The sequence below is a fragment of the Nostoc sp. UIC 10630 genome (assembly GCF_010747425.1).
Taxonomy (GTDB): Bacteria; Cyanobacteriota; Cyanobacteriia; order Cyanobacteriales; family Nostocaceae; genus Nostoc.
Window position 1 is genome coordinate 57,543 of the sequence record NZ_JAAGOG010000007.1, and the last position, 12,448, is coordinate 69,990.

The window sequence follows — 12,448 nt, forward strand, 5'->3', positions numbered from 1 at the left end:
ATGAACAATACCATCCCCGCAATTATTTTTGACAATATCGAAAAAAACTTTGGTTCCCTAAAAGTCCTTAAAGGAATAACTGGCGAAATCAACCGGGGAGAAGTTGTTGCAGTTATCGGTTCCTCCGGCTGTGGTAAAAGTACTCTATTACGCTGCTTTAATCGCTTAGAAACCATTGACAACGGGCGTTTAATAATCAACGGTATCAACTTATCTCGCCCCACTGTCAACTATAATCAACTGCGCCAACTACGGACACAAGTAGGTATGGTTTTTCAACAGTTCAACCTGTTTCCTCATCTCAGCGTCCTGGAAAATATGACACTTGCACCGCGTAAAGTTCTGGGTAAAACACCCAAGGAAAGCGCCCAACTAGCGAGATTGTATTTAGAGAAAGTTGGCTTACATGACAAAGCAGCTGCTTATCCCGAACAACTTTCTGGCGGACAAAAGCAACGAGTAGCGATCGCTCGTAGCTTATGTATGAATCCCCAAATCATGTTATTTGACGAACCCACCAGCGCCCTAGATCCCGAACTCGTCGGCGAAGTTTTGCAAGTGATGCAACAATTGGCAGCAGAGGGAATGACAATGGTGATTGTCACCCATGAAATGCAATTTGCAAAAGAAGTAGCCCATCAGGTGATATTTTTAGACAAAGGTATTGTGGCAGAAAAAGGTTCAGCTTATGAAGTACTGACCAATCCTCAAAGCGATCGCCTGCGTATTTTCCTCAGTCGCCTTCAAGTAATTCGTAATTCGTAATTAAAGGCTTCCTTTAAACTCACGATACTCAGCACTAAGTAAGTCGGCGCGAAAAAATCCAAGTATATTACGAAACGTAAATAGGCTTAAAATCTTTACTAATGACCAATGACAAAGGACAAATGACAGCCTTAGCTAGTTAGCTTTAATTGCGCCGACCTACTTACTTAAAGATACTCGCGCAAGAAATCAAAGGGATCGTCTTCCCAACAAGGCTCAGGTATCAGCCAAAACAAACTAGCACTGATGTCGGCTTCAATTTCATCACCATCGTCTCTATCAAATAGTTCTATCAAAGCTGTCAAATCACGTTCTCTCAGAGACGTTAACGATGGGGTATATACCTGGCAATTATTTGAGTAATTCACGCGCAAAGTTGTGCTTGACAGCCGTAAAAATTTAGTATAGAAATTTGTAAATAATCGGATTTTAGGTTTGACAACCGTAGTTAAATAGTTATTTTGATACTATTTAGATATAGGCTACTCTCATTAGTGTCTCATAATTTCCATAGGGCTGCTATAGTATTTGTTACATAAATACAGACTAAATTTACTCAGACCGGAAAAAGTCTTGAGGCTGTGATTCGATTACTTCCACTCCAAATACTTCAGCAAAGCACTGTGCCATATAAAAACGGACTTCTTGGCAAGTAATACCTGGAATCCACTCGGCTAAACTGCCTACAGGTTTATCAGAAATACCGCAGGGTACAATGCGCTCAAAGCCTTTCATATCTGGACAAACATTTAATGCAAAGCCGTGCATAGTAATCCAACGGCTGACTTTAATCCCAATAGCCGCAACTTTTCGCCCTTGTAACCAAACACCAGTAAAAGCTGGAATTCTTTCTCCCTGCAACCCATAAACTCTCAATACGCGAATTATGACTTCTTCGAGTTGGCGTAAGTACCAATGCAGGTCTTTACGATAACGTTGCAGATTTAAAATTGGATACCCCACTAGTTGACCGGGACAATGATAAGTAACTTCGCCGCCTCTTTCAACTCGATGCACATCATATTCACCTTTATCAATATCAAATTTGATAAAGTCTGAGTTGCTTCCTTGCCCCAAAGTGTAGACAGGTGGATGTTCTAGCAAAATTAACACGTCATCTAGACTAGGGTCATGGATGCGTTCAGTGAGGAGCGATCGCTGCCATCCATGAGCATCTAAGTAAGGCATTAATCCTTGGTTATACAGCAAACAAAGGTTATTGTGTGATTCTTTACTACGGATCATGCCAAAAATCAACTGGTATTAGGAATAAAATATATTGCGATTTACAGGATTGAAGTCCAAAAGTGTCAAGATTTGCAAAGGATTTTAAAGGAAAGTCAAGGGAACATGCATTAGAAAATACAAAGTGCTAGTTTGAATATACAACCTCAATAGGTTTTAGGAGGAATTCTCTGCAATAAGCATCATGCCAAGACAATTAAGAACGATGCACTGGCTGATGACTCTAATAATCTTGTTTTGCATATTAAAGCAAGATCAACTTCTATAAATACTCGTGTTGTCGATCAACAGAGAGTAAACCTCAACCGGACACAGAAGGAGCAACTATCAACAGTTCTGTAAGCGTTGTTTTAATAGAGAAGACAGTTACGAGAGCTACCGCTCAAATTTCCTCACCAAATAGTTCTATGTGGAAATCCAATTGGATATCAGCGCAGAGATGAGGAGGAAAATTAAGGGTATAATGAGCAAAAACTTAGATGCAGTAAGCTTAAAGATAGCTTACCAGCATTAGATAGAAACAGTTCACAATTTGTTTTGGCGGGAGTAATAGACCTTACCGCAATTTCTTTTCATACAAAGCAAATTCACACATCAAATATTCAGTGGGAGAGTTTACATGAAGCTTGTCATCCACAGCAAAAATATTGAAATCACCGATGCGATTCGGGAATATGTACATCAAAAGATTGAAAAAGCAGCTAGTCACTTTCAGAGCATCACAAATGAAGTGGATGTGCATCTTAGCGTAGCCCGTAATCCTCGAATTAATACTAGACAAGCAGCTGAAGTAACTATTTACGCTAATGGTAGCGTTATCCGTGCCGAGGAAAGTAGCGAAAATCTATATGCCAGCATTGACTTAGTTGCAGATAAAATTGCCCGTCAACTGCGGAAATATAAAGAACGCCGTCAAGATCAAAAAACTCAGCCCCAACCAACAGAAGTAGTTGTTGCAGAGTCGGTAGTCCCAGATTTAATTGGCGATCGCACTCCCGAATTGCCCAACGAAGTCGTCCGCACCAAATACTTTTCCATGCCACCGATGACCCTTGCAGAAGCCCTGGAACAACTGCAACTCGTGGGACACGACTTTTATATGTTCCGCAATTCTGAAACTGGAGAGATTAATGTAATTTACGAACGTAACCACGGCGGTTATGGTGTGATTCATCCCCGCAATGGTAACGGTCATACTAACGGCAAGAATGGCAAGTCAAGCCACAATAATATTGTCATGCCGGAAAAGTTGCATTCTAAATAGGGGCTAGGGAGAAGCGACTGGGGACTGGAGACTGGGTACTGGGAAAGAGTTTCTCAATCCCCAGTACCCAATCCCTAATCCCCAATCCCTCATTTTGCAATCTGTTGCAAAGTTTTCAATGCTTCCTCAACATGACCTTTAAAGTTCAACATTGAATCAAAAACGTATTGCACAACTCCCTGTTGGTCTATGACGTAAGTAACGCGACCAGGGAATAAGCCAAAGGCTGCTGTTGCGCCATATAGCTTCCGTACTTGGTCGCCTTTGTCAGTTAACAGGGTAAAAGGTAGATTATATTTTGCAGCAAATTTTTGGTGAGATTCGCTAGAGTCAGCACTCACGCCGACAACTTCAGCACCAACACTTTTAAACACTTCATATTGATCACGAAAGGCGCAGGATTCAGCCGTACATCCGGGTGTGTCATCCTTGGGATAAAAATATAGGACAACAGCTTTTGTGCCGCGAAAATCTTGGAGGCTAACTGTTGAGCCGTTTTGAGCAGGTAGAGTGAAATTAGGAGCAGTATCTCCAACTTTGACTGGCATAACAAGTGGTGGTAATTACTTAACAAAATTTTACCTTGTATCCGAGTATATAAATTTTGCTTGATTAGCTGCATGAGGCGGAGTAACTTAGATACTCATCAAAGAAAAAATTCCCTTTATGCGCCTGACTTCACTGGATGTTTTTCGCGGCATTACGATCGCTGCTATGATTCTCGTCAATATGGCGGGAGTCGCAGATGATGTATATCCTCCCTTGGCCCACGCCGATTGGCACGGTTGCACGCCAACTGATTTGGTATTCCCTTTCTTTCTCTTCATTGTTGGTGTAGCGATGACTTTCTCGCTGTCAAAGTACACCGAAGATAACAAACCAACTTCAGCTATTTACTGGCGCATCTTCCGCCGCGCTGCTATTCTGTTTGCCTTGGGATTGCTACTAAATGGCTTTTGGAATCAAGGTGTTTGGACTTTTGATTTGAGTAGCATCCGCATTATGGGAGTATTGCAACGCATCAGCATTACCTATCTCCTGGCTTCCTTGATAGTTCTCAACCTTCCGCGCAAAGGTCAATGGATACTTGCAGCAGTTCTACTCATCGGCTATTGGCTAACGATGATGTATCTACCAGTGCCAGATTATGGCGCGGGAGTTCTAACACGAGAAGGTAATTTGGGCGCTTATATTGACCGGATGATTATTTCCAAAGCACATCTATATAAAGGTGATGGTTTCAAATTTATGGGAGATCCAGAGGGACTGTTCAGTACTATTCCCGCGATAGTAAGCGTCCTCGCTGGCTACTTTACTGGTCAATGGATACGCAGCCAACCTGTACAATCACGCACAAGTATCGGGTTAGGATTATTTGGAGTTGGTTGTTTAATTATCGGTTGGGCGTGGGGGTGGACATTTCCCATTAATAAAAAGCTGTGGACAAGTTCTTATGTAGTCTTTACTAGCGGTTGGGCGTTAATTTTGCTAGCAGCTTGTTATGAACTCATCGAAGTCCGGGTGAATCGTCGCTGGAGTAAACCTTTTGAAATTATGGGCTTAAATGCGATCGCACTTTTCGTTCCATCCGTTTTGTTGATTAAAATCTTAGTGAAAACCACTATCGGCACAGGCAAAGACGCTCCCAGTACCTACAATTGGATTTACCAGAATTTTTTCGCATCTTGGGCGGGACTTCTAAATGGTTCCCTGTTATTTGCCATAGTCACTGTGTTGTTGTGGTGGGCTGTTGGTGTTCTGATGTATCGGCAACGTTGGTTTGTCAAAGTGTAATACTATATCTGGTAAATCATACGCCATTAGTTAATTGCGAGTAAAATTAGCGATCGCCTACGGGGGCGCTTGCGCCATCGCCAGGTTTTTTTAGGTTTGCGACTCTAGCCTACGAGAATGCTGAGATAAAGCGATCGCAATAACACTTATTTGAGCGGACACAATATCAACTCTGCGTTTTACTGTTAAACGCAAATATGCAAATTTTTGATTTGCATTATATTTTCTACTAGCCAATATTCTGAATTAATTTACTTCAAAGCAGCCGTAATAAAGTAAAAATATTTTTTTAGTTTACGTTTGAGTGTTAACTAGGTTACAACAGGTATTAAGTAATCCTTTTTTAACACTCAAGGAACAAAGACGATCGCAGGGTTATCTATAACTCTTAATAAACTCATTTTCGTTCTTATTAGGCAACTGATAGAATTCCGATGTCTGACAACAAGCCGTTTCTAAAATTCCGAATAAAGAAGCGTCTAGAAACTTCTCTGTGTGTTGAAAATTATTATTTCTCCTAATTCACTAAATTAATCCATAAAAAAATTGTGAGGTAATGAATGCATCGCATTAAACTTTGGGTACTTTTGCCAGTTACCCTGATATTGGGTTGCTCAAATCAACTATTTCAATCTAGCCCATCTGTGGCAAACTCGAATTCAGCCGTAGTTCAACCAACCAGTCCAACGCTATTAGCAAGTGCGAGTTATCTTTCACCGTTGGAACAACAGGTAATTATTGAAACGAATAAGGTACGAACAAATCCCAAATCATATCTCCCGATTCTGGAAAACTATAAGAAGCGCTTTGAAGGGAACCGAGTCAAAATTTCTAATAATACCTATTTGCGAACTCAAGAAGGAGTCAAAGCAGTCGATGAAGCGATCGCATTTTTGAAATCTGCACGTCCTGTAGGAGCGTTGAGTGCCTCTAAAGGTATGTCTTTAGGAGCAAAAGACCATGTTAAAGACCAAGGGCCAAAAGGTGTTACAGGTCATGATGGTAGCGATGGTAGCAACCCTTTTACTCGCATCAACCGCTATGGTGCATGGCAAACAACGGCTGGCGAAAATATTAGTTATGGCCCAAACACTGCCCAAGATATCGTCATGCAATTAATTATTGATGATGGCGTGCGCGATCGCGGCCATAGAAAAAATATATTTAACGGCGCTTTTAAAGTGTCTGGCGTTGCTTATGGAACTCACAAATCATATAGAACAATCTGCGTAATTGACTACGCTGGAGGTTATAGGGAAAAATAATTTGAGTAGGGGCGGTTTGTAACCGCCCATTTAGCTATTACTGTGCAACCCAAGCACCATGAAATCCATAAGGTACTCGTTGAGGAATTATCACCCGCGCTACAGGTTCAGCAGTTACATCTTGGGCATTCACGACTACTAATTCTGAAGTGTTTGAATTCTCATCATGAACGAAAGTCACAAGCCAGCCATCATCCTCAGCAATTGCACCAGGACGCGGCGCAAACACAGCTTCACCACCATAGCGTCCCTGTCCGAATTCGTGGGTTTGAGAATTTCCACTGTTTAAATCGTACTTAATGATACCTTCAAATAAAGGTAATGAACTATTCGCCATTTTGTTACTGTAGCCATATCGGGTTTGCCGCCCCAATAGATTTTCGTTGACGCGGGGAAATTCTGACGCTACATCATCTAACATCTCCTCACGCACTGTCCCCGTGCTGAGATTAAATCGCCAGCGATACAAACGCGGGATATTTCCTTCTGGGTCGGGTTGGGAATCATCAGAAATCAACACAGTAGTAGAACTCATACGACAGGCGATAAGCACTACTTCATCTCCATCTTCGTAAGCATTGAGGGTATGGAAGACGTAGCAAGAGGGGCTCTCAAACCATCGGATATTACTGTTATCACCATGACGTGGTAGAATGCCAAAACGACTGGGGCGATCGCGCTCAAACATCATCACAGGTTCTCCTCGTTGCGATCGCTCGGCGCTAAAAGTCAACGGCAAATCCATAAAAATGGTGTAGTTTTCAGTGATGGCGAAATCGTGCATCATCACTCCTATGGAGAGGTCAATTGGCACTGTCCGCAAAAGTTCGCCTTGTGCTGAGACAACACTATATTGCAGGTATGGTGGCGTAAACACAGAGTAGCCAAAGAAGATCATCTCGCCCGTCACCGGGTCTACCTTGGGATGAGCTGTGAAGGCAGAAATTAGCTTCCCATTGTAGCTATACTCCCCAATGGTTTCTAATTCAGGAAGCTTGATGGCGTGAGGTTTACCACTTTCGTTCAGTGCCAACATCTGACCCGCGTGCCATACTAAGGCGGTATTGGCAGTGTTTTTGCGGGGGCCGTGGGGATTATCCATTCGCGGTGGTTCTAAAAGCCCACTCCACAGAGCCTCACCCGCTTCTCGTTCTTTTTTCCATCCGTCTGTCTGAACGTAGCGGTTACGATAAGTGGCTACGCCGTTGCTAATTTGCACACCATGTAGCATCCCATCTCCGTCAAACCAGTGATATTGACCAATGGGTGTCCATTGAGGGTTAGGGCCATTCCGTACAAACATCCCCGATAAATCAAGGGGTAATTCACCGATGACTGGCAATTTGTCGGTGGTGATTTCTTCACGGATTGGAGCAAAATTGCGATCGAGATAAGGATTTACTGCTATTGTTGGCATTTATAAAATTTGGTAATGTGATGGATATGGCTTTTGGTGAGCGATAACATTAATCGCTGTCTTCAACCAATTAATATAAGTCTGTTCTCTTCTGATTAACAACTCCAGCACCAGCCTTTGCATTACCTGCTCACGGTTGGCAGAATCATCACCAAGTGAAGGCAAATCAATGATTTCGCATTCAGCAAGCTTTTTGCTTCGAGCCGCCAATTGTTGCTCCAGTAGGTGAATGATTGCTTCATTCGACAACTGATCTGCAAAATGCAACTGGACTAGCAAAGGTTCTCGTAAAGTTGGTAACGGCTGATGAGTCCCAAGCCATTGGGCAAATTCAGCTTTCCCTAGCTCCGTCACAGTGTAAACTTTGCGATTGGGGCGATCGTGCTGAATCTCAATCGTACAGGTAATCCAGCCTTGCTCAACTAGCTTATCGAGAGTTCTGTAAATTTGTGCCTGGTCTGCTGGCCACAAATGGGCAATACATTGATCAAAGCAGCTTGTTTTAAGGTCGTAGCCCGTCATTTCTTGCTGCTGAAGAAGACCTAGAATTACGTATGCTAGGGACATTAGGACTGTTTTCCCATAATTGACATTTTCTCACTAGGTTCTATAACTATCTACTTCTTATAAGTTTATGCTAATATATGATTAATCTGATATAAGATGTAACGCTTATAAAAAGATATGTTGATTTTTATACGTCTTAACAAGGAAACCGAATAGATTAACTGAGTGCAGATGGCTAATAGTGCTGTTTGCACAAGACAATGAGGGAGTGGCGATATATCTTGACTGTCGATCTAGTTAGAGTGTCTTGGAGAGAAAGTTGGAGCGGCAAGCGTCTATGCATCGCTACGGTATCACTCAACAAGCCAGTTGTTCGCTACAGTCTATTGGTGATAAATACTGACGCAGCAATTATTTAAGCTATTGAAGACTATTGTAACGAGAGGATGATTAACATTGACTTCTAACACACTTTCACAAAGAATACGTCAACATCAATATCTGCGTGATTTACGAAATAAATTACTCCACCTTCATAAGATGTTGTTGGAAACAGAACGCATTGCCTATGAACAGGTTAGTGGACGAGTATCAAGCGGAGAATTACTTCAGCTAGTTATCGCTCATGAACAATTTGCTTGGCTACATCGCATTTCTGAGGTAGTTGTGCAAGTTGATGAAATGCTCGAAGCTGATGAACCGATATCAATGGACGATTTTGAAAAGTTGATTACTGATGTCCGCACGCTGATTGTACCTTTAGAGACAGGCAATACCTTCGAGAGAAAGTATTACAATGCTCTCCAGCGCGAACCATCTGCTGTGTTGGCACATGCAGAAATATCAAGATTTCTCATGTCTAAAGTTTAAGTCATTCCCTGTCACTCCGACAGGGCATGATTTGGGGTAAAATCCACTGATATCAGATAACGAGCTTTGCGATCGCTAAATGCTAGATAACAAAGAGTTGATGCGAGTAGGGAGGTTGCAATGCAACCTCCCTACAGTGGTATTGTTTAGTTTACAGCAGCACTGACTAAACCATTGTGTCTGAGTAAAGCGATCGTACTTGGTTCACGACCCCGAAAAGTTTTAAATACCTCCATTGGGTGCTGACCACCACCAAGTGCGAGTACCGTATCCCGATAACGCCGACCTGTAGCTTTTATAGCCTCTTCATCTTCTAGACCAGCTTCTTCAAAAGCGGCAAAAGCATCAGCACTCAGTACCTCAGCCCACTTATAACTGTAGTAACCCGCCGCATAACCACCCTCAAAAATATGCCCAAAAGCACATAAAATTGCATCTTCTGGAAGTGGCTGTAAAACGGTAGTAGTCTTGGCTATGCGATGACGCACATCTGATGGAGTTTCACTACTACCAGGGTGATAGCGGTAGTGTAGTTCTAAATCAAGACTGCTTAGGTGAATCTGCCGCAACATAGCAGTGCCACTCATATAATTACGCGCCGCTAGCAGCTTTTGATAATAATGCTCCGGTAGGGCTTCACCAGTTTCATAATGCTTCGCCATTCCAAAGAAAGTGGTTCGCTCATAGCACCAGTTTTCCATAAACTGACTAGGTAGTTCCACTGCATCCCACTCCACATTATTGATGCCTGCAGCTCCGGGATAATTAACCTTAGTAAGCAGATGGTGCAATCCATGACCAAACTCGTGGAACAAAGTCTCTACTTCATAGAAGGTCATTAAACTAGGTTTACCATCTACGGGAGGACTTTGATTACACACTAAATAAGCTACTGGTAAGCGGATGGTAGTGACACCATTTTCAGTGATTTTGGCCCGATTGATGCACACATCCATCCAAGCACCACCGCGTTTTTCGGCTGGACGGCTGTAAGGGTCTAAGTAGAAGTAGGCTATGGGAGAACCAGTTTCGTCAGCAATTTGGAAATAACGTACATCCTCATGCCAGACTGGGGCTTGACCATCGGCAGAAGTGACAGTAACACCAAACAGCCGCTTGACTAATCCAAATAAGCCGTCTAACACTTGGGGAAGCGGAAAGTAGGGACGCAATTCTTCAGCAGTAAAGGCAAATTTTGCTTCTCGTTGGCGTTCTGCCCAAAAGCTGATATCCCAGTGTTTTAAATCCTCAGCTTCTGCTGCTCCCTGTGCTGCTGCAAAAGCTTTGAGTTCTACCAAGTCTTTGACAGCAGCATCATAACTAGCATGGCGTAGTTCTTCTAATAGGGCGTTGACTGCCTCAACATTAGGAGCCATTTTACTAGCCAGACTCAATTGAGCAAAACTTTTAAAGCCTAATATATCTGCGAGTTCTTGGCGCAACTTCAAAATGCGCTCAATTAAGGGGTTGTTATCTAAATCGCCAGTAGAAGCGCGGGTGATATGAGCTTTGTAGAGCTTTTCACGCAAATCTCGCCGGGTGCTGTGCTGCATGAAAGGGCCATAGCTGGGGAAGTCTAAAGTAATCCGCCAAGGGCCATTTTCTGGGGTGGCGTTACTTTCGCCTGCTGCACGAGCAACTTGGGCTGCTAGACTCACTAAGCTTGGTGGTAAACCTTCAATTTCCGCTTGTGTTGTCAGGGTTAAGCTGAAGGCTTTCGTGGCATCAAGTACATGGTTAGAAAATTTGGTAGAAAGTTCTGCTAACTCCATCTGTATGGCGTTGAAACGCTCTCTGACCTCTCCTTCTAAGCCAACACCAGAAAGTTCTGCATCTCGAATGGCGGCTTCTACAATGCGCTGTTGGGCTAATTCTAAAGTTGCCCAATTGTCACTGGTACGGAGTGCTTTAAAAGCATTGTAGATAGGTTGACTTTGACCGAGCTTGTTAATAAATTGTACGACTAGTGGCTGTACGATTTCATGAGCTTCGCGCAGTTCCGGGCTATTTTTAACACCCATTAAATGATTCACCACCCCCCAACTCCAGGTAAGCCGTTCTGTCAGCTTTTCTAAGGGTTCTACTAAACCACTCCAAGTAGGCTGTACACTAGCTTCTAAGGTGGCAAGCTGCTGGTCAAGTTCTGCCAACAACTGATTGAAAGCTGGTACTACTCGTTCTGGTTTAATCTCTGCAAAGGGAGGTAAACCAACGCCTTGAAGTAGGGGATTGTCGGAAATAATGGTACTTGCACTCATGGTTTTGTGTGAACTGCGAACGAATAAAAATCAACAATGATTTTTATTTATATATATCTTCTAATGTAGCGATCGCTGTACTAAATAGTCTTGCCATTCTGATAAAAAGGCAAAAAAAGCGAGAATGACTCACAAATTTATCCTGATACAGCTATTTTGTTTCCTTTGTGAAAGATGTCTCACACAATGACAGTTCCAGAAATATCAGCGAAAGTGTCTGAGATAATATAGTTATCCACCCATATTTTCAATCAGGTGGCTAATTATGACTAGCCTTTTACCGAGTTCTCAATCAACAGAAGTTTTTTATCCAAGCTCGGATGGTGAACCTTTGGCAGAAAGTTATGTTCATTTATGCGCTCTACTGGCAACTTTAGAAGTATTGAGGCAATATTTGCTGGGTAGGCAAGCAACAGTTTTGAGTAACCAGTTTCTCTACTATGCTCAAGGTTTTCCGAGATTGCGAGTAGCTCCAGATGTAATGGTGATTTTTAATGTTGCTCCTGGAGGTCGGGATAATTACAAAATATGGGAAGAGGGACAAGTACCTGTAGTCGTCTTTGAGATGACCTCGGAGGGTACTAAAAACCAGGATATGGGCTTCAAAAAGACGTTGTATGAGCAGTTAGGGGTACTGGAATACTGGTTATTTGACCCCAAGGGAGAGTGGATTAAGGAGCAATTGCAAGGGTATCGGCTGCGAGGCGAGGTGTATGAACCAATTACAGATAGTCGATGTGAACCTTTGCAGCTGCGGTTGCAAATAGAGGGAGAACTGATTGGTTTTTATCGAGAAGACACTGGGGAAAAGTTACTGATTCCAGAGGAATTGGCAGAGGCGCTGAAACAAGAAAGATTAGCGAGGGAACAAGCCCAAGAGCAAGTAAAACAAGCAGAGTTGCAGGTAGAAAGGTTGAAGGAACAGTTACGATCGCTTGGTGTTGACCCTGATAGTATTTAGCTAACTTAACTTGAATTTATGCGATCGCCAAAAGACATCATAATGTAGTATGTCAAACAGGTAGCTCGTCCGCCAGCATCGGCGTTAAGCTGAAAGCGCTGT

At 42.7% G+C, this 12,448-nt stretch carries 12 protein-coding genes; 6 read left to right on the top strand and 6 right to left on the bottom strand.

Annotated elements, in window-relative coordinates:
* Window positions 1-765 carry an amino acid ABC transporter ATP-binding protein gene (locus G1O98_RS03835; protein WP_163927363.1) on the top strand — a complete coding sequence of 255 codons (765 nt, stop codon included), beginning with the start codon at window positions 1-3 and terminating at the stop codon, window positions 763-765.
* Window positions 766-932: 167 nt separating this feature from the next.
* On the opposite strand, the gene G1O98_RS03840 is transcribed toward G1O98_RS03835, so the two are convergent.
* Together G1O98_RS03840 and lipB are read right to left on the bottom strand one after the other, a co-directional pair.
* On the bottom strand, window positions 933-1,133 hold the full coding sequence (locus tag G1O98_RS03840; protein ID WP_163927364.1) for a hypothetical protein: 201 nt from the start codon (window positions 1,131-1,133) through the stop codon (window positions 933-935).
* 184 nt (window positions 1,134-1,317) lie between these two features.
* Window positions 1,318-2,010 (bottom strand): lipoyl(octanoyl) transferase LipB, encoded by a 693-nt coding sequence (gene lipB / locus G1O98_RS03845; RefSeq protein WP_163927365.1) that lies wholly within the window; start codon window positions 2,008-2,010, stop codon window positions 1,318-1,320.
* Between the two features lie 619 nt (window positions 2,011-2,629).
* On the opposite strand from lipB, the gene raiA reads away from it, so the two are divergent.
* Window positions 2,630-3,274 carry a ribosome-associated translation inhibitor RaiA gene (raiA, locus tag G1O98_RS03850; RefSeq protein WP_114082493.1) on the top strand — a complete coding sequence of 215 codons (645 nt, stop codon included), beginning with the start codon at window positions 2,630-2,632 and terminating at the stop codon, window positions 3,272-3,274.
* Between the two features lie 89 nt (window positions 3,275-3,363).
* Here the strand turns inward: raiA and G1O98_RS03855 are convergent, their stop codons facing one another.
* On the bottom strand, window positions 3,364-3,822 hold the full coding sequence (locus tag G1O98_RS03855) for a peroxiredoxin (RefSeq protein ID WP_114082494.1): 459 nt from the start codon (window positions 3,820-3,822) through the stop codon (window positions 3,364-3,366).
* A 118-nt stretch (window positions 3,823-3,940) separates the two neighbouring features.
* On the opposite strand from G1O98_RS03855, the gene G1O98_RS03860 reads away from it, so the two are divergent.
* Window positions 3,941-5,068, top strand: coding sequence for an acyltransferase family protein (locus G1O98_RS03860; protein WP_163927366.1), 1,128 nt, complete (start codon window positions 3,941-3,943; stop codon window positions 5,066-5,068).
* 560 nt (window positions 5,069-5,628) lie between these two features.
* Window positions 5,629-6,333, top strand: coding sequence for a CAP domain-containing protein (locus G1O98_RS03865; RefSeq protein WP_163927367.1), 705 nt, complete (start codon window positions 5,629-5,631; stop codon window positions 6,331-6,333).
* 37 nt (window positions 6,334-6,370) lie between these two features.
* Here G1O98_RS03865 and G1O98_RS03870 read toward each other — a convergent pair whose 3' ends face one another.
* Together G1O98_RS03870 and G1O98_RS03875 are read right to left on the bottom strand one after the other, a co-directional pair.
* Window positions 6,371-7,750, bottom strand: a complete 1,380-nt coding sequence (locus G1O98_RS03870) for a carotenoid oxygenase family protein (protein WP_163927368.1) — start codon at window positions 7,748-7,750, stop codon at window positions 6,371-6,373.
* On the bottom strand, window positions 7,751-8,317 hold the full coding sequence (locus tag G1O98_RS03875; RefSeq protein WP_163927369.1) for a PadR family transcriptional regulator: 567 nt from the start codon (window positions 8,315-8,317) through the stop codon (window positions 7,751-7,753).
* A 396-nt stretch (window positions 8,318-8,713) separates the two neighbouring features.
* Between G1O98_RS03875 and G1O98_RS03880 the strand changes: the two genes are divergently transcribed.
* Window positions 8,714-9,127 (top strand): hypothetical protein, encoded by a 414-nt coding sequence (locus G1O98_RS03880; protein WP_175586513.1) that lies wholly within the window; start codon window positions 8,714-8,716, stop codon window positions 9,125-9,127.
* A gap of 146 nt (window positions 9,128-9,273) precedes the next feature.
* Here the strand turns inward: G1O98_RS03880 and G1O98_RS03885 are convergent, their stop codons facing one another.
* Window positions 9,274-11,385, bottom strand: a complete 2,112-nt coding sequence (locus G1O98_RS03885) for a M3 family metallopeptidase (RefSeq protein ID WP_163927370.1) — start codon at window positions 11,383-11,385, stop codon at window positions 9,274-9,276.
* 265 nt (window positions 11,386-11,650) lie between these two features.
* Here G1O98_RS03885 and G1O98_RS03890 point away from each other — a divergent pair, with 265 nt between their 5' ends.
* Window positions 11,651-12,346 (top strand): Uma2 family endonuclease, encoded by a 696-nt coding sequence (locus G1O98_RS03890; RefSeq protein ID WP_163927371.1) that lies wholly within the window; start codon window positions 11,651-11,653, stop codon window positions 12,344-12,346.
* The last annotated feature ends 102 nt before the right edge of the window (window positions 12,347-12,448 follow it).